General features: G+C 34.9%; 28 protein-coding genes and 1 pseudogene. 10 read left to right on the top strand and 19 right to left on the bottom strand.

The annotated features are described in order from the left end of the window. The coding region (locus SPD53_RS13710) for a TIGR00730 family Rossman fold protein (protein WP_336252910.1) at positions 1–380 on the top strand (380 nt) is incomplete at its 5' end. Between the two features lie 375 nt (positions 381–755). On the opposite strand, the gene SPD53_RS13705 is transcribed toward SPD53_RS13710, so the two are convergent. From SPD53_RS13705 to SPD53_RS13675, 7 genes are all read right to left on the bottom strand, one after another. Beyond that, positions 756–1769 (bottom strand): S66 family peptidase, encoded by a 1014-nt coding sequence (locus SPD53_RS13705; RefSeq protein WP_336252909.1) that lies wholly within the window; start codon positions 1767–1769, stop codon positions 756–758. Positions 1770–1991: 222 nt separating this feature from the next. Further along, positions 1992–2180: a hypothetical protein gene (locus SPD53_RS13700; RefSeq protein WP_336252908.1), complete on the bottom strand. Its 189-nt coding sequence runs from the start codon at positions 2178–2180 to the stop codon at positions 1992–1994. Positions 2181–2319: 139 nt separating this feature from the next. Beyond that, a complete protein-coding gene (locus tag SPD53_RS13695; protein ID WP_336252911.1) occupies positions 2320–3474 on the bottom strand; it encodes a glycerate kinase in 1155 nt (384 codons plus the stop codon). Positions 3475–3573: 99 nt separating this feature from the next. Further along, entirely contained in the window at positions 3574–4842 is a 1269-nt protein-coding gene (locus SPD53_RS13690; RefSeq protein WP_188859631.1) for a GntP family permease, read from the bottom strand. Positions 4843–4971: 129 nt separating this feature from the next. Then, entirely contained in the window at positions 4972–6105 is a 1134-nt protein-coding gene (locus SPD53_RS13685) for a sugar diacid recognition domain-containing protein (protein ID WP_336252907.1), read from the bottom strand. Positions 6106–6192: 87 nt separating this feature from the next. Beyond that, on the bottom strand, positions 6193–6660 hold the full coding sequence (locus SPD53_RS13680) for an N-acetyltransferase (RefSeq protein ID WP_229782801.1): 468 nt from the start codon (positions 6658–6660) through the stop codon (positions 6193–6195). 363 nt (positions 6661–7023) lie between these two features. Further along, complete coding sequence (locus SPD53_RS13675) at positions 7024–7194, bottom strand: hypothetical protein (protein ID WP_188859630.1); 171 nt, start codon at positions 7192–7194, stop codon at positions 7024–7026. A 581-nt stretch (positions 7195–7775) separates the two neighbouring features. Here SPD53_RS13675 and SPD53_RS13670 point away from each other — a divergent pair. Then, a pseudogene (locus SPD53_RS13670) lies at positions 7776–8396 on the top strand (ABC transporter ATP-binding protein); the annotation flags it as partial. Positions 8397–8554: 158 nt separating this feature from the next. On the opposite strand, the gene SPD53_RS13665 reads toward SPD53_RS13670, so the two are convergent. Both SPD53_RS13665 and SPD53_RS13660 read right to left on the bottom strand, forming a co-directional pair. Further along, positions 8555–8917 carry a YxeA family protein gene (locus tag SPD53_RS13665; RefSeq protein ID WP_336252906.1) on the bottom strand — a complete coding sequence of 121 codons (363 nt, stop codon included), beginning with the start codon at positions 8915–8917 and terminating at the stop codon, positions 8555–8557. A 19-nt stretch (positions 8918–8936) separates the two neighbouring features. Further along, the gene (locus tag SPD53_RS13660) at positions 8937–9350 is read right to left on the bottom strand and encodes an ABC transporter permease (RefSeq protein ID WP_336252905.1); all 414 of its coding nucleotides are present in this window, start codon (positions 9348–9350) and stop codon (positions 8937–8939) included. A 110-nt stretch (positions 9351–9460) separates the two neighbouring features. Between SPD53_RS13660 and SPD53_RS13655 the strand changes: the two genes are divergently transcribed. Together SPD53_RS13655 and SPD53_RS13650 are read left to right on the top strand one after the other, a co-directional pair. Beyond that, positions 9461–10171, top strand: a complete 711-nt coding sequence (locus SPD53_RS13655; RefSeq protein ID WP_336252904.1) for a response regulator transcription factor — start codon at positions 9461–9463, stop codon at positions 10169–10171. A gap of 6 nt (positions 10172–10177) precedes the next feature. Next, positions 10178–11584: a sensor histidine kinase gene (locus SPD53_RS13650; protein WP_336252903.1), complete on the top strand. Its 1407-nt coding sequence runs from the start codon at positions 10178–10180 to the stop codon at positions 11582–11584. A 180-nt stretch (positions 11585–11764) separates the two neighbouring features. Here SPD53_RS13650 and SPD53_RS13645 read toward each other — a convergent pair whose 3' ends face one another. The 4 genes from SPD53_RS13645 to SPD53_RS13630 all read right to left on the bottom strand — a co-directional run bounded on the left by SPD53_RS13645 (position 11765) and on the right by SPD53_RS13630 (position 15821). Further along, positions 11765–11965, bottom strand: a complete 201-nt coding sequence (locus SPD53_RS13645) for a hypothetical protein (protein ID WP_336252902.1) — start codon at positions 11963–11965, stop codon at positions 11765–11767. Between the two features lie 1561 nt (positions 11966–13526). After that, a complete protein-coding gene (locus SPD53_RS13640; RefSeq protein WP_336252901.1) occupies positions 13527–13760 on the bottom strand; it encodes a hypothetical protein in 234 nt (77 codons plus the stop codon). Between the two features lie 79 nt (positions 13761–13839). Next, positions 13840–14079 (bottom strand): hypothetical protein, encoded by a 240-nt coding sequence (locus SPD53_RS13635; protein ID WP_336252900.1) that lies wholly within the window; start codon positions 14077–14079, stop codon positions 13840–13842. 833 nt (positions 14080–14912) lie between these two features. Further along, positions 14913–15821: a DUF2268 domain-containing protein gene (locus tag SPD53_RS13630; protein ID WP_336252899.1), complete on the bottom strand. Its 909-nt coding sequence runs from the start codon at positions 15819–15821 to the stop codon at positions 14913–14915. A gap of 611 nt (positions 15822–16432) precedes the next feature. Here SPD53_RS13630 and SPD53_RS13625 point away from each other — a divergent pair. Together SPD53_RS13625 and SPD53_RS13620 are read left to right on the top strand one after the other, a co-directional pair. Continuing rightward, positions 16433–16738 carry a PadR family transcriptional regulator gene (locus SPD53_RS13625; RefSeq protein WP_336252898.1) on the top strand — a complete coding sequence of 102 codons (306 nt, stop codon included), beginning with the start codon at positions 16433–16435 and terminating at the stop codon, positions 16736–16738. After that, positions 16735–17178: a hypothetical protein gene (locus SPD53_RS13620; protein WP_336252897.1), complete on the top strand. Its 444-nt coding sequence runs from the start codon at positions 16735–16737 to the stop codon at positions 17176–17178. Before SPD53_RS13625 ends, SPD53_RS13620 begins: the two co-directional genes overlap by 4 nt. 352 nt (positions 17179–17530) lie before the next feature. Here SPD53_RS13620 and SPD53_RS19880 read toward each other — a convergent pair whose 3' ends face one another. From SPD53_RS19880 to SPD53_RS13605, 3 genes are read right to left on the bottom strand one after another with little or no spacing between them, the layout of a single operon-like run. Continuing rightward, entirely contained in the window at positions 17531–17929 is a 399-nt protein-coding gene (locus SPD53_RS19880; protein WP_442946219.1) for a hypothetical protein, read from the bottom strand. A gap of 54 nt (positions 17930–17983) precedes the next feature. After that, complete coding sequence (locus SPD53_RS13610; protein ID WP_336252895.1) at positions 17984–18703, bottom strand: MFS transporter; 720 nt, start codon at positions 18701–18703, stop codon at positions 17984–17986. Between the two features lie 7 nt (positions 18704–18710). Then, positions 18711–19085, bottom strand: coding sequence for a MerR family transcriptional regulator (locus SPD53_RS13605; RefSeq protein WP_336252894.1), 375 nt, complete (start codon positions 19083–19085; stop codon positions 18711–18713). 260 nt (positions 19086–19345) lie between these two features. Here SPD53_RS13605 and SPD53_RS13600 point away from each other — a divergent pair, with 260 nt between their 5' ends. Together SPD53_RS13600 and SPD53_RS13595 are read left to right on the top strand one after the other, a co-directional pair. Continuing rightward, positions 19346–20311, top strand: coding sequence for a hypothetical protein (locus tag SPD53_RS13600; RefSeq protein ID WP_336252893.1), 966 nt, complete (start codon positions 19346–19348; stop codon positions 20309–20311). Between the two features lie 297 nt (positions 20312–20608). Continuing rightward, positions 20609–20827, top strand: coding sequence for a hypothetical protein (locus SPD53_RS13595; protein WP_336252892.1), 219 nt, complete (start codon positions 20609–20611; stop codon positions 20825–20827). 97 nt (positions 20828–20924) lie between these two features. On the opposite strand, the gene SPD53_RS13590 is transcribed toward SPD53_RS13595, so the two are convergent. Next, the gene (locus SPD53_RS13590) at positions 20925–22214 is read right to left on the bottom strand and encodes an MFS transporter (RefSeq protein WP_336252891.1); all 1290 of its coding nucleotides are present in this window, start codon (positions 22212–22214) and stop codon (positions 20925–20927) included. 98 nt (positions 22215–22312) lie between these two features. On the opposite strand from SPD53_RS13590, the gene SPD53_RS13585 reads away from it, so the two are divergent. After that, the gene (locus SPD53_RS13585; protein ID WP_336252890.1) at positions 22313–22867 is read left to right on the top strand and encodes a CGNR zinc finger domain-containing protein; all 555 of its coding nucleotides are present in this window, start codon (positions 22313–22315) and stop codon (positions 22865–22867) included. Positions 22868–23274: 407 nt separating this feature from the next. Then, complete coding sequence (locus SPD53_RS13580; RefSeq protein ID WP_336252889.1) at positions 23275–24141, top strand: DNA-3-methyladenine glycosylase family protein; 867 nt, start codon at positions 23275–23277, stop codon at positions 24139–24141. Between the two features lie 274 nt (positions 24142–24415). Here the strand turns inward: SPD53_RS13580 and SPD53_RS13575 are convergent, their stop codons facing one another. Together SPD53_RS13575 and SPD53_RS13570 are read right to left on the bottom strand one after the other, a co-directional pair. Further along, entirely contained in the window at positions 24416–24670 is a 255-nt protein-coding gene (locus tag SPD53_RS13575; RefSeq protein ID WP_336252888.1) for a hypothetical protein, read from the bottom strand. Between the two features lie 10 nt (positions 24671–24680). Then, positions 24681–25028, bottom strand: a complete 348-nt coding sequence (locus SPD53_RS13570; protein ID WP_336252887.1) for a class I SAM-dependent methyltransferase — start codon at positions 25026–25028, stop codon at positions 24681–24683. Positions 25029–25057: the final 29 nt, after the last annotated feature.

Genomic DNA, 25057 nt, shown 5'->3' with positions numbered 1-25057 from the left:
TGATTCCTCAAAAATTAAAAGCTGTAGAGATTGCTCATGATCAATTATCAGAGCTACATGTTGTTAATACAATGCACGAGCGTAAATCAAAAATGGCAGAATTAGCGGACGGATTTGTCGCTTTGCCTGGGGGCGCAGGAACATTAGAAGAATGGTTTGAAGTATTTACTTGGTCACAGCTGGGTTATCATGCAAAGCCTTGTGGATTGCTAAATGTAAATAACTTTTTCGATCCGCTAATTACCATGTTAGATCATACGATTGAACAGGGGTTTATGAATAAAGATTATCGAGAAATGATAATTATCTCCCCAGATCCCAAAGAATTATTAGAAAAAATCGATTCCTTTAGTCCGAGCCACGCTGTGAAATGGACTTAATGATTTGGATAATACTGCAACAAACGGGCGTAATTTATATGAGTGGAAAGAAATTAAGGGTTCATCCCTAAACTCTTTTCAAAAAACTAAAAAAGGATAGCACATAACTAGTATGTGTATCCTTTCTGTCCCACAATCGCGCCCTATTCATGAATAAGCTTACTTTTCCTTTACAGCAATGGAAAAGCTTCAAGGATTTCTTCATGGGAATGAAGCTCTTTAATAGTTAGTATATCCATTTCCAAGCTCCCTTTTAATTTATTTTAGGTTCATGGTTCATTCAACTTTCTACAAATAAACTTCTGCATTTATTACGTTAAATGGCCCGATTCTGAAACAACTTTTTGTGCGACAATCGCGACCGATTACAGTAGATTAATTTTCAATACAAGTAGAGAAGTCTAACCAATCTTCCGTACAAAAAACCTTTTTATTTCCAGCGTCTAATTTAACTTTCTTACCAATGGCCAGTGGATGCATAGGGTGGGTATGACATGTATCAAATTCAGCTAAAATCGGTATATCTAATCCATCTAATTGCTCTACCAGTAAATCTAATGGCTGTTTTCCTGTACCTAGATCATCGTATTGTTCATGTTTTCCAAGGATAATACCAGCAACTTTGTCAAAAATACCTTGCACTCTTAACATAGCGAAGTTTTTCTCAACAATTGAAGCGTTTTTCATACAATCCTCAATCATTAAAATATCCCCTTGCTTAATCACAGGAAAATAGGGAGAGCCAATAAATCCATACATAGCATTGACATTACCACCTATTAATCTACCTTCTGCAATTCCACTTTGCCCAGTGACCCATTCGTTTTTATAAAGCTTTTTCTCTGTCGTTTTTTCTAGCCAGTTTACAGGTTCATCCGACCAAAAAGCTGGAGTCGGTACTTCGTAAGGCATCTCATTCTTTTGCATAAAATATTGCTCAAAATAATGATATGTATCATTTACCAAAGGTTCAAATTCTCCAAATGAAGGGACTAATGCAGGACCATAGTACGTTGGTATGCCTGTTTTTGAATAAAGTGCAAGTAAAATAGCTGTAGCATCAGAATACCCAACCACTAACTTAGGGTTTTGTTTAAATGCTTCATAATCAATATATGGCAACACACTATTCGAGTTTGTTCCTCCAATAGTTGACATTATCATCTTCACACTAGGATCTTTTATTAGCTTATTTAATTCCTCTGCACGCTCTTTAGGTGATCCCGAGCGATAGCCGTCCTTTCGACCTGTTAAAATTCCTTCAGCGATAGTAAATCCTTTCTCCTCTAGAAAAGACTTTGCCCGTTCAAAACGCAATTTATCTGTAACTGTTGTAGGGGAAGAAGGAGTAAATATACCAATTGTATCTCCCTTTTTTAAAAAGTCCATAATCATTCATCTCCTCTGAATTTAAAATATACTATCAAACAATCCAGCCCGTTTGTGTTTAAACAACATTATTGTAATGGAATATCTTTTTTGTCATTTAACATTATTATACAGGAAATTTATTTAAGTCCCCTACCAAAATTTTTTCTTGGTATGGTTTTTAGTAGGGAACTATATTTTTAGATGTTTTTTTGCCTTTTATAAAAGGTAAATATGCTCCTCTTATAAAGCATTAAACTCTGCTTTAAAAGCACTTTTACGAGAATGCGCTTTTTTATAATACTCTATCAACTTTGTTTTCCCATTCAGATCTCCATTTGATTCCAACGCTTCACCCAACGCCGCAATCAGCTCGGCTGGTTTATAATAACGATGACGATGCCCACCGCCAACAACAAGCCAGTTGGGCAAACTAAAGATATTAATTGATTAAAAACTATTCTACCCCTTTTAACGATTCAACCATATCGATTTCCCGGAATTGAATATGGTCGGCAGAAAATGTATGAGCAACAACTATAAAAAAAACGAGCAGACGGCTCGTTTTTTTTTATGACTTTTCAACTGTTAAATGTCCGCTCATGGCTAGCGTTCGGGCAATATTTTCAGAGAGTTTCATCGTATTGACTTTTGCCTGTTCCAAAGATTCCTCTAATGTCACTGCACCAGGAACAATGGAAAACATGGCGTCAATTCCATGATTGTAAATAGCGTCACTTTCATGACCTATCGCACCAGCAATACCAATGACCGGAATGCCGTATTTTTTCGATATGTTTGCGACACCGATGGGCGTTTTTCCATAAATCGTCTGAACGTCGATTTTACCTTCACCTGTGATGACAAGCGTAGCATCTCGTACACATTCATCTAACTTTACAGACTGGATAACAATATCGACGCCGCGTTTGAGCCGTCCATTCAAAAACGCTACAAATCCTGCACCTAACCCCCCGGCTGCACCGGCCCCGGGCATATTCATCACATCTTGTCCTAGTTCATTTTTCAAAACATAACCGTAATGCGTAAGATTTTGATCTAATCTGGCGACCATCTCAGGTGTGGCGCCTTTTTGTGGGCCGAATACAGCCGAAGCACCGCGCTCACCTGTCAAGGGATTGTCGACATCGCACGCTACATCAACCGTCACATTGGCTAAACGCGGATCTAAGTCTGCTAGATCAATAGATTTTAATTGACTTAATGCTTCGCCCCCGTAGCCAATCTGCTCTCCATTTTTATCGAGCAGCTTAGCTCCTAAAGCTTGAGCCATACCTGAACCACCATCATTTGTCGCACTACCACCTATTCCGATAATCATATGATCAATTCCTTGATCAAGTGCAGCTAAAATTAATTCCCCCGTTCCTTTTGTCGTTGTCTGAAGTGGGTTGCGAGATTCTTTTTTAATCAAATGTAAACCAGAAGCGGCAGCCATTTCGATTATAGCTGTGTTTCCATCCCCCGTTATGCCGTAAAAAGCTTCAACAGGAGTTCCCGCCGGACCTGTCACAGTTTGCTTTATAATTTTCCCATCAGTAGCATCAACAAGAGATTGTACCGTCCCTTCTCCCCCATCCGCCATGGGAACTTTTAGATAAGTGGCTTCAGGCCATACTTTTTTAAAACCTGTTTCAATAGCTTCAGCCGCTTCTAAAGCGGTAATACTCTCCTTAAATGAATCAGGAGCAATGACTATTTTCATAAGGGTCAACTCCATTTCTTATCGTAATAACTAAAACTAGTAGAGAAGTCATTAAACAACATCTATTTCTGATATCACTAAGCCTTTTAAAACTCCATTTTAGATAAATAACTTAAAAACACCAAAGATGAGTGTTGAAATAATGGCTAAGGTTAAACCAACAAGTGATTCATAAGGGATCAATTTCATTCGTTCTTTCATATCCATAAATACACTACCACCTGTGGCGTGGAAAAAGCTACCATGTGGCAAATGGTCAAACACCGTTGCTCCTGCGTGAATCATCGCACCACCTGCCAAACCGGCAACTCCCAGTTCCATAATCGTTGAGCCGAATACGTTACTCGCCACCACCGTTCCAGCGGTTGTTGAAGCAGTAGCCATGGACATGAGTGCGCCCGAAAATGGAGCTAATATATAAGCTGGAAGACCAAGGGCTTCAAGTCCATTCGTGATGACTTGGTCCAAGGCTGAATTAGAAATAATTCCTGCAAGCGTCCCAGTTCCAAGCAACATGACAGCAACCCCTGTCATTTTTCCAAGCCCCAGTACAGCGTATTCATTTATACGTTTCATTCTTCCCATTGCGAGTGCTCCAACGATTCCACCAATGGGAAGCGCAATCATTGGATCGATAATAATATCAAATAGAGGTCGCAAGGCAAGTAAAACAATCGCTGTTAAAGGGGCGATGATGGCTAGAAGAAATGATGGTGCTTTCTCGCCACTTGCTGCTTGTAGTTCTTCTGATGTTGTAAAGCTTCCCTTGTTTATTAGTCGTTTAGCAATCACGTATGTGACCACAATACCAAACATAGCGGGGATAATTCCCGCAGCCATGATAGACGTTAACGGTACATCAAAAGCATCAGATGCTGCAATAGCATTAGGGTTCGGTGACATAATATTACCAGCCTTACCTCCACCAATCATCGCGATGAGTATAGCCATTTTTGAAAGCCCAGCTCGATGTCCAATCGCTAAAGCAATCGGCGCCACAGTTATGACGGCAATGTCAATAAATACACCAACCGTTGTTAATAACAAGGTAGCAAGTATTAAAGCCAAAAGCGCTTTCTTTTCACCTAGCCGTTGAACTATTGTTTCAGCAATTGTTGATGCTGCTCCCGACTGAATAAGGACCCCTGCTAAAATTCCTGCCGCTAATATACGAAGAACAGCCGGAATAATGCTTTCAGCTCCTTCAATCATGAGCGTCACTGTATCTTCTATACCGACTCCGCCAAAAAGACCACCTAACAATGCTCCTGCTACCATCCCGTATGCCGGTGGTACTTTAATAAGGATAAGAAAAATAGCAATAACGAGTGCAATGATAGCGCCTAAAGCGCTTACTTCTATTTCCATCTAGTGTCATTCCTTTTGTATTATAATCATGATGATAATACTATTGTATCGTTTTGCAAAAGCGATTACATTAAGCAAATAAACAAAAGAAGGCACATAAAAGATTATACTTTAAGTCATCTGCACAATTTAAGATTGTAATTTATATGCTATTTGTTCGATATACAAATTTAACAAATCATGTATGTTTCTAGGGTCTCTCCCGGTAATACGTTTAATTTTTTCCAGTCGATAACTCAGCGTATTACGATGGATGAACAATCTCTCTGCAACACGAGATAACTCCCCTTGACTATCAATATATGTCTCTAGCGTCGTTTGCAAATCACCACTTTGATCTTCCATAACGAGGGAATGATAGTGTTTTGAAAAATCAGCAGGCAAACGATTGGCATGTAAAAGAATAGATAAATATAAATCGTCATAAACATAAATTGTATTTTCGGGATATAGTATCGTCCCCACTGCCAAAGCTTCTCGAGCATATTGATATGAACGTTTCGCATCTTCTAACTCGGAAAATGGATTACCAATACTGGCTTGCCACTGTCCATTTGATCTAAATGTTAACTGCTTAAGTAATGCCTCTATTCTTTTATACAATGATTCAATGGATTGAGACTCAGAAAATTGTTTTAATATCACTATTTTAGTCGTTTGCACGCTTGCGACAAGATCATTTGTATCACAATAATTTTTTAAATAAGTTAAACTATCTTGCTTAATTTTTGCTAACTCTCTTTCATTCTCATCAGACATAAAATGGAGAAGGACTGCGATGCGCGGTGTGCGTAAGTCAATCCCCATTCTAGCTGCCCTCTCGATTAATAAATCATTCGTCTGATCGTTAATGACCTCAAAAACTAATTCTTCACGCAAACGTTCTTCCCACTGTAATTGATGAGTGAGTGCAGCCTGTTCCAAGGTAAGTTCCGCTCCCATTTTAACTAACTCTCCAAACTGGGAAATATCTTCGGGACGACCTGTAATACCTACCACGCCGACAATCTTTTTTTCAAACACAATCGGCAAATTAATCCCAGGTTTCGTTCCCGGTAACTGCTTGCTTTTAACGTGATCTATATCTATTCGTTTATTTTCCCGAATTACCTGAAGTGCTGCCGCATGAAAGTGACCTAATCTATCTTTTTCACCACTTCCTATAATCACGCCGTCTTGATCCATTACATTAATATTATGAGTAAGTATCCGCATCGTCCTGTTCACAATATCTTCTGCTATAGCCTTTGTTAACATAGTCATTGATAGCCCTACTTTCAAAAAGATGTATATTCATTTTCATCACGATATACCATTGTTTAAATAAACAGCAAACTCGTCAAACGACACTTAATCCTTTTCCCATTCCATTAAATATTCTTCCTCGGAAGTCTGTTCATCTAATGTTTCTTCTTTTATTACAAAGCCATTTTTTAAATAGAAATCAACAGCTTTGTTATTTTTCTTGTATACTTTTAATTGTATATTTTCCCTTTGCCTTTTAACAAAATCTAACAAGCCCTTTCCATATCCTCCACCTTGATGCTTAACATCAATAAATAATGCAGCCAAATAATTATTCATCATCGATACGAAGCCGACAATGTCTTTTTCATTACTTACAACATAGGTTTCAGACATTGGGATATACTTTTCTTCCATCTTCGTTTGCTGTGATTTCCAATAATTCTTATCAATAAAGTCGTGTGCTATTAAAGAACCCTCATACCATATCTCTACTAATTTATTGACTTCTGTTTTCTTGTTTGGTCTAATATTCACCTTATCATCCCTATCATATAAATCTAAATGCTTCATTCAATTAAAAGACCCTATTGTTGAATTGATAACTAAATATTAAAATAACTATCTACACATATTTAATACGTTTTCAAGATCATGGCTATGTAATTCTCCCAAATGACGTTTCAATTCTGTGTCGTGAATGGAAGTAATTTTGGAAGTACGTACAAACTGACGGTTTTAATAATCCGGCTTCTTCCCAATACTTTAAGACTTTGACAAATTGGGGACAAATTGATTTCCTGATCGGTAACTGGTGCAATAATAACATCTATATCCAAGGCTAATTCGTTGCCGACAATAAAACATTAGCACTGTTTAGTTTGCCGTATGCCTTTAAATAGAACATCTGCCAACCAAACTTCACCCTGCTTCTTTTTACTGCTCACTGTATATATCATCCGCTTCGTTATCCCACCAGGAGTAGTTTTCCCCCAATAAAACAACGTCCTCAGCCATATATATTTCTTTAATTTTATCTAGTTCCTTTTGCTGTTCTTGTTCACTTAACATATCAATTTCTTTTATGATTTTATCAGGAATAGACATATGACGCACCTCCGTCACTCCATACACTTATTATACCTTATTTTTTCGCTAGCCTAAATGAACGATCTTCCTTCATCATCGCGTTTCCCAAGATACCATTGGAGTATGACACCACCCGTGTTGATGTTCAATCTCAAGTTTGGAGAGAAACTTTGGAATTTGTTGTTCTAATTTTGGTTCTTTCAGTTTAACAGCTGGATTCTTTGAAATATATCCTTCCTCATGAAAGAAAATAAGCCTAACTTTCACTTAAAATTTAAGAGTTAAGTTAGGTTTTTTAATAAAAAGATACTTAATGTTCCAAATCCCTATTTCTCTCGCAAAAGGCAATTTCCAATTTTGACCAAATTATTCAAGCAATTATTCTTTAAAAATACATGTCTCAATAAGAAAAAGTTACATACTTGCTGGTTTAATAATTTTGATTAATGGAACTCTGAATATGCCTTTTTAGTTGATCAAGTGAAGTGAATGAATTTGATTTTTAAATTCTTAAGGTAATCTTCAGGTAGCTTTCAGGAAGGCGCAAGGTTCACTCGTTATACTTACATTAATCATAATGATATGGAGGAAATGACATGATGAATAAACCGATTATAGTACAAACAAAAAATTTAACCAAAACACATGGTGCTGTTAAAAGTGTAAACAATGTTGACCTTCACGTACCAGAAGGTGAAATTTATGGTTTTTTGGGGCCAAATGGGGCGGGCAAAACAACAACTATCAAAATGTTATTAGGTTTGATTAAACCTTCTGCAGGAGACATTCAGGTATTTGGAAAGAATCTTCGTAAGTCTCGGGCATCTATTTTACAGAATACGGGTTCCTTAGTGGAGTCTCCATCTTACTATGGACATTTAACAGGTTTAGAGAACCTGCTCGTTATGAAACGTCTTCGAAATGTCCCAAGGAAAAATGTTGATGAAGTACTTCGTATTGACAGATTAGAAAAGCAAAAAGATAAGAAAGTAAACCAATACTCTTTAGGTATGAAACAACGATTAGGAATGGCTATCTCCTTACTATCGTTTCCCAAATTATTAATTTTGGATGAACCAACCAATGGGCTTGATCCATCAGGTATTGGTGAGATGAGGGAACTTATTAAATCTTTACCATCCCGTTATGGAATAACAGTTTTACTATCCAGTCATCTTCTATCAGAAATTGAACAAATGGCGACATCTGTCGGGATTATCAGGTCGGTCTTTTCTATGGTGAGTTTTTTCTGCCAATTCTTATTGCCATACATAATGATGTTCTATTAAAATGAAAACACATGAATCAAAATTCATCTATTGGTTGATGTGTTTGATGGAAGAGGACATAGAATTTTTATTATGCATATTTATAGCTTCTATTCAAATTGTTCTTGAACTGTTGCAGATAATTCTTCTAAGTCAACTTCTTCCCAATAAGTAACTCCCCGAAATCTTGTATAATAGAGTTGAATATAAGCGCCCTCTCTAAGTTGATTACTTGCCGAAAACTCTAGCTCTTTTTCTTTTGCATTTTCATCATATGCCATCACTTCATAAGTGTATCGATCATCACTGTCTTTCGTTCCTTCACTAGTAATGACGGTATAATACATATCTTTCCCTTTTGGATGATCATGAGAGAGTTTATCATAATCATAAAAAAGTACCAATGAGCCTATTCCAATAATCATTACTAAACCAACAATCAATAGTATGACTTTCCATAACTTAAATTTCATATAAGAACCTCCTCGTAAATTAAGATGAAACAATATCTTTTGTTTTCAAATGGCGAATAGATAGGCTGGAGAATAGTACAATGAAGAAAATAGTCATTACCCAAAATAATATATTTTGCATCCCTGCTAAGCTATCCTGGCTAAGTACACTTAAGCCAATCGTCAGTAAAGAAAATGGAAAAAGCACACCTACACGTGATACATACATCAATAAACCAAAAAAGACGGCACACAAGCTTATTCCTATCGGGGTAGCAAAACTACGTAAGCGGAGTGAAAGACCTAATTGAAAAGTAATAATAGATAAAGAAGCAAACCAGCCTCTTAATGTCCATCCGATTATTTCCACAGGAAATGAACCTTGCAAGGATAGTAAAGTTCCTGCGACCCAATATAGGCCAACAAAGACAAGTTGGGCAAACAAGATTAACATGCTAATTGTTTAAATCATGATGTATTATAGTAAACTTATTACAGCCTGTAATTCCATTTTTTATTTTTGGTATATTTATTAATATGAATGAAATGTTGCGGAGGTATTTTATGAATAATATTAATGATAAAAAAATACTACTTGTGGAAGATGAAAAGGAAATAAGAGTAATGATAGAAGATATACTACGAAAAAATGGGTTTACGCAGATATATCCAGCCAAAGATTATAAAACAGCAATTGAAACATTCCATTCTGTTAAACCAGATATTGCGATATTGGACGTGATGTTACCAGACGGAGATGGATTCACTTTGTTGTCATCGATAAGGAAATTTAGTGATTTACCAGTGATATTTCTAACTGCTCGAGATGAGGGAGATGATCGGTTACTTGGTTTAGGGCTTGGTGCAGACGATTATATCGTGAAGCCTTTTCTTCCTCGGGAACTTGTATTACGTTTAACAGCTGTTTTAAAACGAGTGTATGCCCCTCAAGAAACCAATCTGACTAGCAAATTTCAATTAGGAGAAACAATGATCGATTTAGAAAGTGCAACGGTACAAAAAGGTGAGCGTACGTTACAATTAACAGCGAAAGAACATGCAATATTAATAAAACTTTATGAAAACAAAGGCAGGATTGTAACCATTGATTCTTTATGTCAATTTCTATGGGGTGAAGATAACTTTGGTTATGAGAACACTCTGATGGTTCATATAAGAAGAGTTAGAGAGAAAATTGAAGCTGATCCTTCCAAACCTCAATTTTTATTAACAGTAAGAGGACTTGGATACAAACTGCAAGCAGAAGAGGAATGAGTTTAAATGGCTGGTGTAATTCGAATAATACGTCGTTATCTCATGATTACAATATTAATTGCTTTTTTGTTGGTTATTGTCAATTTTATTCTATTAGGAACCTTGATATTTAGCGATGAAATGAGCAATACCCCTTCTCCAGAAAAAGTAATGAAAGGTGTAACACAGGATTTAACATTACAAGATGATAAATATACGTTACAAAATCGTAGTCAGACGTTTCTCCAAAATAACGATATGTGGGCAATGTTAATAAATGATGACGGCAATGTGGTATGGGAATATGATTTACCAAGTGATATTCCACATTCCTATAGCCTTACAGACGTTGCGAAGTTTTCAAGGTACTATTTGAATGAATATCCGGTATACAGTTGGGAACACCAAGATGGATTAGTAGTAGTTGGCTATCCCAAAGCTAGTTTATGGAAATACCAAATACAATTTTGGTCAGAAGGGGCACAGTCCATTCCATTAAGAATAGGGATTTTAGTGATCGTGAATATAGTGGTAGCGATACTTATTTCTATTATTATCAGTACAAAGTTCATTAAGGGGATTCGTCCATTAATTAGCGGTATTCATGATTTAAGTAAAGAGAAAAAAGTAAACTTAGATACAAAAGGGTTATTCAGCGATTTAGCAAGAAGTATTAATGCAACATCTTCAAATATTCAAGAAAATAAACAAGCGTTAAAAGAAAGAGATGCGGCACGGTCCAATTGGATTGCTGGTATTTCTCATGATATACGAACTCCTTTATCCGTTATATTAGGTTACGCAAGTGATTTGGAAGATAATAAAAATTTGCCTGATGAACAAAAGGAGCAGGCTTCCATCATTAGACGTCGTACGGAAAAAATTCGAGAACTTGTCAATGATTTAAACTTAATTTCAATGTTGGAGTATGAAATGCAACCACTAGATTTAAAAGAGTTGCGACCTTCTGTCATCGTACGGAATGTAGCAGCAGAATTTTTGAATGGAGGATTAGAAGAGAAATATACGATTGACTTAAAAATTTCTAATGATGAAGGAAAAATTATTGCCGATGAAAAATTACTGGCACGTGCTATTACGAATCTAGTACAAAATAGTATTACTCATAATCCTGAAGGGTGCAATATCGTCATAGAAACACAAATATCCGAAGACCTTTCGGTGTATTATTTAATTGTTAAAGACGATGGAATAGGTATTCCCGAAGAAGTTATTTCTCAATTAGCGTTTTTACCTTATGCTTCAGAAAGAATAAATAAGGTCAAAAAAGGGCATGGCTTGGGATTGCCTATGGTATCCAGAATTATTGAAGCACATAAAGGAACATTTCAGATTGAAAGAAATACTTCTCAACAAGGTGTGAAAGTGATCATAACAATTCCTTTATCCAATAATGGAATAGATAAAAAGTAAGTAGTATACTGTCAACTGTCTCATATGGCAGAGCCTGCATACAGTTAAGTAATATATGGATATACAATCATGAAAAGATCACCACTTGTTCAAGTAGTGATTTTTTTATTTTCTTAGAGTCATTGAAAGGAAAGGTAAGTAAATTAAAGGACTTCACCGTCTTTATCAAAATTTAATCAGTTAATTCTCCGCTATTCGATTAATTTCAAGCATTATGGCCCGCTGTTCTAGCTCAAGAAAATTAATAAATTTTATCAATTCAGGAATAGCATAGTCCATTGTATACACATTATCTGCCATCAAGCCATAGGTGACTTTTACTAGTTTTTCCCCTATCTCAGAAAAGTGCAATTTTCGATTCAATTCATTCCTTAAAAACATTCCTTCTTTCTATTTTTAACTACACTAACCACCTTTTACTAAACCCACATGTACATATCTGTCCGAGAAAAATGCCTAATAATCAACCTATGTTTCCTGCTATATTGTTCCCTACCAAAATTAATGAAAAAAACAAAAATGCCCTAACTGATAAGTCTTCATCAGCAATCTACCACGATTGCGCGAGATTCATTGATTATCGCTCATCCCTATTGGGAGTCATGGAGTATGAATCTAGTAGCTCATCATCAGTAGAACATATCTGGTTTTTGTTTATATTGCACGGCGTTATCTTCCGTGCTTTCTTTGTCAAAGAACAAAGATATGATGAATGAAAGGAGAAAACTAATCATTTTGTGTTCAAATCTTGAAAGGTAAAACGGATTATATAAGCTTCGGCTGCAAGCGATTACATGCATCTTCAACAACGCTCCAATAAGTAACCCATGCTTAACACGGAGTTACGCATGGACAAGTTTGTTATGTGGCTTTATTTCCTCTCCCTTTGTAACTGCAAAGATGGGTGAAGATTTCCCTCTTCATAACTTTCAACAAGTATTTTTAAGAAATGGCAAAAATAAGTAAAATTTTTTTAAAAAAATTATCCAAACTACAAAAAACCCAACTGAATATATATATATTAGGTAATATCTGTAGATATATAAATTGTATCTGTAGTTAGCTTATAAAATTTCAAATTTTTCTGGAGCATCAAATGTTACCAAATCAAGTGTGGTAACGCTCTCAAAACTTCTTATAAATTGTTATTTATTACATCGTTCCTCATTCTTCTTTATCTTACGTTTAGCTAATATCATGATTACTAAGCAAGGCCCTAGGTTGAAGCATATGTTTTCAACATATTTTGTTATACCCAGCCATAATGGCAGAACGGGAGTAAGACTTTAAACAAGACTGGATATTTATGTGGAATTGTGAAGAAATGCACTTAAACTAAAGGGGCAGTTTAGTTTAACGATAAAAGACAGAACCTTATTTTAAAGGTTCTGTCGCTGTTTCATTACTTTTTGTAGTATTTAATATTATAACACCACCTATTATTAACAATATACCCATAACTTTAAGAGTATTTATAACTTCACAACTTTCATTTTACTGTAGACGCTTTAAGAAAATAAGATGACAAAAAAGTGCAACATTAGAAGCACAGAAACCCCTAGAAAACTTTTGATCCATGTCGGGTCTTTGGCGCCATTCATTGTCAGGAGCAATCAATTGTAAGCCGATCTCATCTATCAAGCACATATGGTGGTGAATCGACCTGTACATGCAAAGTACGCCACAATGCAACCCGTATTGCTGTGTGGTCAGGTTCTGTATTTTTTTATCATGCATAATTTTATTTCTCCTTTCTATAGTCACTCCTGTTATTCTTTCAGTTAGTACGTAAAATACACAGCTTTTATTACGTAAAATGGCCCGTTTGTTGGAGGAAACGGGCCTATAAATTTTATAGTTAGTTTAATATACGCCAATCAACCATAATTCCACACGCTAATCGGAACCATTTAACTCAAAACATTGCTTTTCGTTGCAATTATCATTTTGCATTTTTAAGAATTTTTACTTCTGCTTGCGTGTCTAGTAACCCCTCTGATAATACGGTTACTTTAGCATCCAACTTGTCGATTTTATCAGCATTTTTCTTTATCTCTTGTTTTACATCTCTTACCTCTTGTTTTAAATCATTTACCTCTTGTTTTACATCCCTTGTTTCTTTTGACAATTCAGTAATAGCTTGTAAAATATGCTCATTAGTCACTTCTTTACTCATATTATTACCTCCTATAGTTTTATCTAATTAATTACTGCTAAATTATTTTTCCTTTTTCTTCTATATAATCGGGCTCTTGTTACTCTATAGAATCAAAGTCAATGTCTGGATGACCGTTTATATTCACTAATTCATCATCTTTTAATCTATAACGTTTTACTCCAAATCGAAGATTATCTTCTTTATCATAAACAACAAATTCTATATATTTTCCATTTTCTCTCATTATAATATCTAAACTACTTCTCAAATCATTTCTATAATCTATACTAGAAATATTATATTCTATATTACTTCGTTCAGCGATTTCTGACTGCACTTTCTCAAGTAGCTAAATTTACTATATCCTCATAGGTTAAATTTTTTTGTTTTAGCTTCTGAATTTCCACATCTACTAGGCTGATAGAAAAAATCATCAATACCATTCTTTTTAACACGTGTTTATGAAAGAAAATCACCTCAATTAGAATAACTTTCATTTAACCTATAATAACATATAATCAATACTGAAAAAACTTAATAATGATGGGATATAATTTTTTATATGAGATACTTGTAATATCTTACGGAACAGGGTGCGATTGCAGTGCAAGATATTAATTGCACAATACTCACTATCACTTAGACATTTATAATCTGGGTGTTTTTTATCGTCTTAACTTGTGGATCAATTCGCATGTTAATTCGCACACCAATTAGCACCGATACACTATTTTTTAATGTAACGAATTGGATTGCTAATAGGTTTACAATTATAAGGTCATTTTTATTAAAAACATTGGTACATCAATAAAAAACAGGGTACTACATCCCAATTGATTTAATACCCTGTTTACGATATAAATTGCGTTCTTACACTTTCAAGAGAACCCGTTAGGAATTTCCCCTTCTCTTTACTAAAATATATTTTTTCGTTAAAATCGATTACTCAAGTTTGGTTAAAAATCCACTTCGGTGGGAGAAATTGCAAGGAACTATCTGCTTAAATGTTACGCTAAACAAATAACTTTCTTTTAAATCCATTTAAAACAAGGAAAGTTGCCCTTGGTTACTTTGCCTGTCATTCCCACTCTTTAATAAAAGAGGATAGCACATAACTAGTATGTGTATCCTTTTTGTCCCAAAATAGCGCCCTTTTGCAGACTATGAGGGTTACTCAGAAAACAAGTCACATCCATGAATTATTTCATCAGTGGAAGCCAAAGTTGCTTCGTAAATTGTCTTATTATACTTTTTCATATAGGACTGAACAGCCTTATATCCTACTGCGTAACCGGCACAGAAAGGAAGCCCAACAGGTTGATACCCTTCTTGTGCCGCAATTTCATCACCAAACATATAACTGCTCACTTCGGCAAACCCTTTTACGTCAAGAGCTTCCCTAATAACATCGGTTGAATACTCTAATTCCTCTTTATCCATGCTAGTAACCCAAGGTCCTAATTGTTCTGTTCCGTATAATTCTTTGGCAAATGACTCGGCTAAACCTTCTATAACAAGATAATCTCCTAATGTTACGTTACCATGGTCCCAATCAAAATAAGAAAAACGAATATTGTGATGAAATTCATGAGCTATAACTGCGGGAAGTTTCGGTAAATTATATTCATTTGGATAGATATTCACAGTAATAAACCCGGGAATACCTCCGAACCCTGTATATCCTTTCTGTAGCTTTAGTTTATCAGGATTTGCAACATACAATCCAAACTTTATTTCATCAGCGTTTACTTTCAAACCCGACTTATTAGCGTTTTCTATACAGTTTTTGATGGTATTATCCGCCACTATATAAGCGTTATTTTCATTTAGGATTGATAACCCCTGTTCGATTTGTTTACCGTTGGAAATATCTGCATAACCAAGCATTTTTGTAGCCATTATAACATCATAACCATTTTCTTGTTTTGCTTTTAAAGGAACATTAATTAAATTCCACATTTCCTTAAATGGCTCCATCATTGTATAACGAAAGTAATTTTTTCTTTTTTCCAAATCCGTAATCGCAAGTAATTCTTCGTATTGTTCCACTGTATCGATTACCTTATAAGTCACACCCATTTTAATCACCTTTTTAACAAATATTTAACATTATAATCTTGAAGCAACTTTATATTTTCCATAAAATTTTCACGGAGTCAGTTAGGTCTAAATGAAATAATATATTTTTTAAGTTAGCAATTATTTGTGTTAAGTCAATTTTAACAAATCCTAATGAAGGTTGTCGGTTTACTAAATCTTTAAGTTTATAACCTGTAATCTTCCCGGCAAGTATTTATGCAATTTTTTCTAAGACTAATTTGGATAAAACTAACTGGCCGTTAGCATTCTTTGCTTTTAATTAATCCAAATTAGAATAGTATCGTATGTAAGTCCAGTTCTTTTGCAAACGTCGCCCGTTGTGGTGTAATTCACCTCCATATTTCAAGACTAAGGTATTACGCTACGTTAAAGTCAAGTAAAATTATAAGCATCGACTGCAACTACAAATAAAAACCGCGGTCAATTAGATAATTAATTAATCGGGTATTCGGATTATCGTGTGGAAATACTTTTAACGATATAACTTAACACGAATTAATTTATTTTATTGACATTATCTCAAATATAGTTTATTATTACGTCATACGATATAACACTGAACGTAATAATTATTAGAAGGGAGTGGGAACGTGGTTAATAAAAACAGATTTTCGGAACCTTCATTATTGATATTAATAAGTCTTGCTGAAAAAAAACGTCACGGCTATGCAATTATGGAGGACATTGAAAAAAATTACGACATCAAGTTAGGCCCAGGTACATTATACGGAGCAATTTCACGTTTAGAGAAAGCAGGGTATATAAGTGTCCTTGAATCACAAGACCGTAAAAAACCTTACAAGCTGACAGAGGAAGGACAAATATATTTAACTGAGCAAATTAAAGAAATTCAAAAAGTTACCTCACTTGGTATGAAAAGGCTTGGTTTAGTATGAAGTGGTTTATTTATCTTTATCCTAAAAGCTGGAGAAAACGGTATGGCAATGAGTTAATTGAGGTATTAAAACAAACAGACATGTCATTTAAAACAATATTTGACTTGCTTTTAGGCGGAATTGATGCTTGGCACATAGAACTAAGGGAAAGGGAGATTTATGGATTTCGTATGAGTCAAGTATTAGCTTTAATTAGCTTAATTAATGTCCTTATTATTTCAAAATTGATATCATTAAGGGAGGTTATCTTGTTGGAACAAATTGCGTTGATAGTCGCTATGTTATCATTTTTCTTAGCGATTGTTGTTTTAATAGTGAATATGTTTAAAGTTGGAATTATACCAGCCTTTTCAATTAAAACAAGGTTAGCTAAAATATCAGTTGCTTTAATGGGATCATATGCAATCTTTTTTATAACATTTTTAGTCTTAGCAAATTAATTAATCAAACATTGTGTTACTAAAGTTGTACGGTTCTTTCTCTCACAGTATAAATGAATTTTAGAAAGAATCCATTTTGAACCAAGCCTTTCTCAAAATGGATTCTTTTTTTGTTTTATTAATTAATCATGTCTAACTCTTACCTAATTTAGTTCAAAAATTTCCCTGCCAAAATTTTTTATTGGCAGGGTTTTTGGCAGGGAACTATATTATTTTTAACTTATTTTGTCCATTTTAGCTTAAAACAAATGCTGTTAAACAGGCATTCTCTTTTCAAATTAAGTTAGCTCTTTACTCCCTTAAAGTAAGGGTGAAACATTTATAACTGGCTCTTCTTTCATTATATATTATATTAGGAAAATCTCGATTTTACTTTCTTATTAGCTGTTCTATTAATAAAAGTAAATAATACTAATGCAATAAGAACTAATACACTACTTCCTATTCCCACATAATTTACTGAACTTATACTTATAACGCCTCCTCCCACAAATGCTCCTAATCCAATTCCAATATAAAGAGCCGAGGCACTGAATGATAAAACCATTTGGGCCTGCTTAGGATTCAAAGATATGAGAAATGAATTAAGAGCAGGGTTCATACCAAAACCAGGGATTCCCCACAATATCGCCACAATTGAAACCATTATAATTGCAAATGTAGATGGATTTAACAGTGATAATAATGAGAATGCTGCTAATAATATAGCAAAGCCTCCTAGCGATAGTTTTAATGTTTTTGGAGCGCCAATCTTATCTGTGAAGTAACCTCCAACTAAATTCCCGAAAAGTGCACCTATTCCAAACTACATAAGAAAAATACTAATATTCTCTACGTTCGTGATACCTGTAATGATAGGAGCTATATACGTATATGTCATGAAACCGCCAGTGGTACCAATAATGTTTACACATAACGTTAATAGAATAATTTTATTGAAACCTTTTAATCTTTCCCTAATCGTTAGTTCTGCTTCTCTTTCAATTTTAGGCAAGAATATCAGAACTCCTATGACAGTAATGAAAGAAACTACAGCAACAAAAACAAAAGAATAACGCCAAGTAAAAACATTTCCAAGCCATGTTCCAATCGGTGCTCCTAAAACTAATCCCATGGTTATTCCTGCTAATATAAATGACAATGCTTTGCCTCTCATTTTATCGGGTACTAGACTGGTAGAAGCAGTCATCGCTAACGGGGTGAATATAGCAGCAGCTAACGCAGCTAATATTCTTGTTAAAAAGAGCATTTCATAAGAAGTCACAACTGATGACAGTGTATTAGCAATAGCAAACATCAACATAGATATAACCAAAAGCGATTTTAAAGGTAAATTCATCATCAAAGTTCCGAAAAGAGGAGCTCCTATAGCATATGCAATAGCGAATGCAGTTACTAGCTGACCTGCTGTAGCAATTGTAACATTCATTTCATTAGAAATATGAGGCAGTAAGCCAGCAATTACAAAATCATCTGTCCCAATGATAAATATTCCAAGTACTAATATAAGAAGTCTGTAATTCATTTAATCCCTACTTTCTAGCTTTTTCTTTTTCTTTATCCCAATAATCCACAAGGTTTTCTAGCTGGTGTTCAATCTTTTGCAAGTAATTTATCTGCTGACGGACATTTGTTAATCGCTCAGAGTAAAGCTCTACTGCAATATGAGCACACCCATTATTTTCAGTGAGATGGAAATCATCACAAGATAATACATGATAAATCTCATCTGTATTCATTCCTATCTTTAAAAACAATTGAACAGCTTTTACTTTTTCAATATCAGATTTCTCAAATTCTCGATATCCATTTTCTAACCTCGAAGGTCGAATCAGATTCTTCTGTTCGTAATAACGTAACGAACGAATGCTTACTCCCGTTTTTTTTGATAATTCTCCAATTTTCATTTTTCATTCCCCTTTTGATCTTTTACTGTAGACACATCATAAACCATAACACCGTGTCAGGGTCAACTGTTTACTTTACCCAGTACACTTGTCATTATTAGAATGAATTACAAGCATAATTTGTTGTACATGACTTAGAATTGATTCAAATTCAAAGAATATTCCCAAAAGGCAAATACAGAGAACAATAAACGTTTTTACAGCTCTACCATTGGGAATAAGTCACTATACAATCTTTTAAAATGGGAGATGAATTATTAATGCGAGCATTTGTATACCCTGGTTTACTAAGTTTCATCGTTATTCTTACAGCATGCACCGGTTTAGGCTCAGAGGAAACAGACATTGAAGATCGTAATGCAACAGAAAACGAAGAAAATGAACAGCATGGAGAAGCAGAGCCGGAAGACAACGTATCTTCTAATAATGAAGAAAACCATCAAGAGCAACCTAGTGATACAAACGGAGAAAACGAGGGGAATGAAGAGAATCGAGAAACATCTGAACCTGGCATTTATGACCCTGAGGAAGTGAGCGGGCGAGAAGATCCAGATGGTGATGGTAATATCGTATACCCTGAAGCCTTAGAGAATCTTGAATTACCTTATATATATGAAAATACGGTTGTTTATAGCGGTACGATTAATCCTAATCAAAATATTCGATTTGAGCTACCGTTGCCAGATACAGATGATACGGAAACGGTTGAACCAGATGTGTCAGACGAAGGTTATTTTACAATTCCACTTGGAGGAACAGAACTTGATGCTGGTGATGAGTTGATCGTGTATGTTATGGGTGACATGCCCCATGAGCAGCAATTTGTTCTCCCTATTCAGCCGGCAGAAGAAGGAATGGAATTGATAGAAAGTAGTTCAGCAACAGAAGCAATAGAAGAAATCAAAGAGGCTACTTATTTACCGGAATTTTACGAGAATACATCGACCTATTATGGAAAAACATTACCAGAAGTTGATGTGCAAGTCTCAGAGGTAGACGCATTCATCGGAGATACAATGGAATTGGAAGCTGATGAGAACGGAGATTTTAGCGGGGACTTTTCTAATTTCCCATACGTAGCAGCAGGAGAAGCAGGATTGCAAGAAGGGCAGTCGTTGTTGTTCACCATTAGAGACGAAGAAGGACATGTCGCTTTATTGATGACTGAAATTCAACCCCCTTCTGATAATCCCGAATATGATGGTCCAGTATCTGAAGATGATTGATGTACTATCCTGATTCCGTTTCTGCTTTCATTACCAGATGATTTTTGGAACTATGTCAAGAAATTGGACATTAGAAATGCTGAACTTCTTGACATAGATTCATATTTAATCAGATAAGTCCACTATACGATTAATTTCAAGCATTATAGCTCGCTGTTCTAGCTCAAGTAAATCAATAATTTTGATTAATTCAGGAATAGCATGCTCTAATGTATAAACCCCGTCTGCCTTCAAACTATAGGTATCTTTAACTAATTTCTTCTATTTCTGCAAAGTACAATTTTCGATTCAATTCATATGTTTATAAGCGTTCTTTTTTCAAAATTATACGGATTAATACAGCAAACAGACAACTTAATTGATTTAGTCATCGATTTAGAGGAGTCCGCTGAATTTCCAGAAGGTAAAGAAGTTGAGTTTCTCTATGCAGAAGCTGATGGGGTATTCATTCAATCAACAGAAAAGAATAAGAGTCACGAGGTAAGCCATGCGATCGTTTATGAGGGTTGGGACTGATACTAAACATCTTATTGGATTTTCACAAAAAACTCCTTTGCAGTTAACGAGAACTCCTGACCCTTTAAGAATACTTAAGCAGTTGTTGGGTTTACTGTCAAAATGTTGTTTTTCCTCCAATTAAAGATTCCTTATTTTTTAATTCTTCTTCATTCAAAGTTTCTACACTAGGTACAGGTGAAAATAGAACCCAAAGAACTGCTGCAATAGATCCTAGCCCACCTACCACAAGTGTTAGTCTCAAACCAATAATGGTACCGAGAGCGCCACCTAACAATGCTCCCAATGGAGCCACTCCAGTAACCAAAAAACGATAGCTAGCATTCATTTTCCCTAACATTCGGTCAGGAGTCACCGTTTGGCGCATACTAATGACATGAATATTAGAAATCACAACTCCCATTCCACCGAAAAAGAACGAAATAATTAAAATAGGTGCTGAAATGTAAATAGGACCTGTAGCTATAGGAATTAATAAAGGTGAACTACAAGCAATAAACATTGTCCAGAGAATCGTCCTACCTATTTTAAACCGTTGAGCTAAGTAATTTGCAATCAGCGAACCAATAATAGCACCAATACTAGAGGTAGCCATAATGACTCCAAGTAAAGTAGGTCCTATTTCTAATTCTCGAGTAATGTATAAAATTACAACTGCCCAAGTTATTTGATTAAAAAAGTTATACGTAGCAGCTTCGCCCGAAATTGCACGTATGTATTTATTTGATAGTACAAACTGTAATCCCTTTTTTATATCGGTAAATATTGGTGTCACTTTTTGATGTTTTATAGGAGCAGTTTCTTTTGAACGAATAAAAATTAAAAAAAGCGCAGATATAAAAAGTGTAATTGAATGAATCAGCATTGCAAAAGGTGCAGCTATTAAGCTGACTAATCCTCCCCCAATTCCAGGACCACTTATTTGTGCAACTGAACGGCTCATTTCAAGCTTACTATTCGCTTCAACAAGAGAATCCCTAGTAACTAAAGAAGGTAAAAAGGATTGATAAGAAACATCAAATAAAACGGTTAGAGTACCAATAAAGAAGGCAATTATATATAAGCCTTCTATTTGTAAAATTCCAAAATAATAACTCAAAGGTATAGATAGATAAAGAAAAGCCCGAAGTAAATTAGCGATAATCATTAAAGGTTTCCTTCTTACACGATCAATCCAAACACCAGCGAATAGTGTTACAAGTAGAAATGGAGCAAATTGTGCAGCATTTAATAACCCCATCTGCATTGGTGTAGCTGATAATGTTATTGCTGCAACTAATGGAAATACAAACGCAGCAATTGTAGAGCCAAACATAGCCAGTGTTTCACCTGTCCAAAACTTCATAAAATCTGCGTGTTTCCATAACTCACCCATCTTTATTTTCATAAATTAAATCCCCTTTTTGTAATGGTTAATTTTTATTTTAAACATTACATGATATAATAAATAAAAGCAACACAAAAAATAAAGAAGGAGAAAACAATTTGGCTAATGATATGATTTGCTTAGATATTATTAATACGATGTGGTATGACTATCGCGGGACAGGAAAGTCCGAAGACAGGTTAACAAACCCTAAATGGATAGAATATTTTATGAAGGATTGGAATCTGACTCATTTATCTTACCCTTCCGATGAAACAATTAAGGAACTGCAGAATTTACGTCAACTAATGAGGGATATTCTTCAAAAAACAACTCAGAATCAATTACCTTCAGCCGATGAATTAATGAAATTAAATACTTTTATGGATAAAGCAAAACGGAGTCCCGTATTAATCAAAAAAGAAAATCATTTTGAATTAGAATTGGTAGCTGATAAACAGAGTTGGAGCACTTTCATGTCTGAAATTGCTCTTTCCTTTTCAGAGTTATTCACAAAAAATGAATATAAGCGTGTGAAATTTTGCAAGAATGAAGATTGTCGTTGGGTCTTTCATGACAATACAAAGAATGGCCGTAAACACTGGTGCAGTAGTGATACATGCGGAAACTTATCCAGAGTACGAAAGCATAGAGATACTCTCAAGGAGGACTAGCATTGAATACTAAAGAGTTATCATTATCACAGTTAGATGCAGTTCATAACAAGATTGGTTGGTTTGTCACGTCTTGATAACACAAGCATTAAAAGATGTAACTGTTGACGAAGCAAGGTGTCCTAGAGGAACTCGTTATAAAATTAACACAAATGCACAGTCCTTTAATAACCTAGAAGGATATTCGTAGGAGGAAACATTAATTTCTATTCATCAAATTATGCAGGAATGGAAGCAAGTCATTGAAGATCCATATGTAATCACTTCAGTGAAAAAGTGGAGAATCTTACCCATTTAACAATTCATAATGCTTATCATATTGGGCTAATTGTAGACATTCGAAAGCAACAAGGCGCTTAGAAGTCGGAACTTGGTGTAGATTAATTTGAAAGGTTGGTATATATATCATGATAATTCCTTTACATGAACCGTTTAATTTCAAAGCTGCTATCACTGATTATGGCTGGTGGATGTTGGCACCAAACTATTGGAATAACGAAGACCATTTATTTTATCGCCCTGTCCAGTTAAGTAATGGTAAAAATATATTATTGTGTATTTCAAAACACGATAATCAATTAATTATCGAAACTGAAACAAATATTTCTTTAGAAAATAATGACATCAAAGAGATTAAAGACCAAGTATCATGGATGTTTAGATTGCAAGATACCTTTGAACCGTTCTATGCTCTATGTCACGATTATGAAGAGCTTTTACATATTCCTACTAAAAGAAAGGGAAGACTTTTGCGTTCGCCTACGCTTTATGAAGATGTAGTAAAGGTAATATTAACAACAAATACGAGATGGAAGCAGACCATGAATATGGTGAGCAATCTTGTGAATGGATTGGGCGAATCAGTAGAAACCAATCATCAGCATGAATTTAAAACCTTTCCCACACCAGAACGCGTGTTAGAAGCAGGAGAGGCCTACCTAAAAGAACACGTGCGAGTGGGATACCGAAGTACATATATTATCGATGCATCCACAAAAGCTTTAGACCCTGATTTTGACCTTGAATCTTATAAATTATTAAAAAGTGATATTACAAATTTAAGTGATATTAAAGGTATTGGTCCTTATGCATTTAATACTCTCGCAATGATACTTGGAAAATATGATTTGTTGCCTGTTGATTCAGAATATAAAGCTCATGTTATCAAAAAATATTTTAATGGGGAGAAGCCTGGTAAGCAAAAACTTGAAAGTGTATACGATAAATGGGGAAATTATAAATTCCTTGCATATTGGTATGATATATATTCCTAAAAGGAAACTCCTACAATTAGAGGAACTATAATGAATTGTAATTTCCTATAATTGGCATAACGTAGAATAAAACAGCCCCATAATACATGTATAAAAGCTAATGTTTATTTATTCATCAGTTCTGTAGTTGTGTGTAACTTGAACAATCTGTTGTTCACCGTTTATATCATAGAACAAATATTGCTCAAGTTACTTGACGGGATAAAGTGAAATAATGAAAGTAATAATCTGACTATGTTTCTTTATTCACCTGATATTATCCTTGCTGGTTTCTCTAATAACAATGAATATGATGACCAATTGCCAAGAGAAATCCTACTTTATTGGCTAATGTCAGCACGTTTTCTCTCTTTTGAAAATGTGGATCGAATATTGTTTCTGTTACCGTCAAAACGCCACCAGACTTTAATGTATTATAAATTTCTTTAAAAGCTGCTTGCTGATCGGGAATTTCACCTAAAACATTGACAAGCAAGGCATGATGACACGAAGAAAGCTGTAGTTCTCCTGCCCCTATTTTTCCTTGCACAAATTTAATATTATTTAAATTTCTTTCTGCCGCTTTTTTTTTCTACCCTTTGTAACATTTTCACCTGCATATCTACTGCTGTAACTGTTCCATTGGGACCAACACAATCTGCCAATGGAAGAGTAAGCCGGCCAGGTCCACAGCCAAAATCAATGACATGCATGCCCGGTTGAATGTTGGATTGCTCAATGATTACTTTAGCTTTGTTACTTTTTGTCAATGGATTATCCATCTCCACTAAACCTCGCAACCAAAAAGGGCAAGGAATTTCATGTTTACGTGAAGCAAATCGCCATAGATAAAAGACAATAATACTCAAAGGAATCATAATAAAAATTATATATTTAAATGTTTTCACTTAAAACCACCTCCTAGTTCCTAAATTCC

It is taken from the genome of Oceanobacillus sp. MO10714A, from assembly GCF_037072045.1.
In the GTDB taxonomy this organism is placed as follows: Bacteria; Bacillota; Bacilli; order Bacillales; family Amphibacillaceae; genus Oceanobacillus; species Oceanobacillus indicireducens.
The sequence above is the reverse complement of the archived record's forward strand: the minus strand, read 5'-3'. Positions and strand labels throughout refer to the sequence as shown.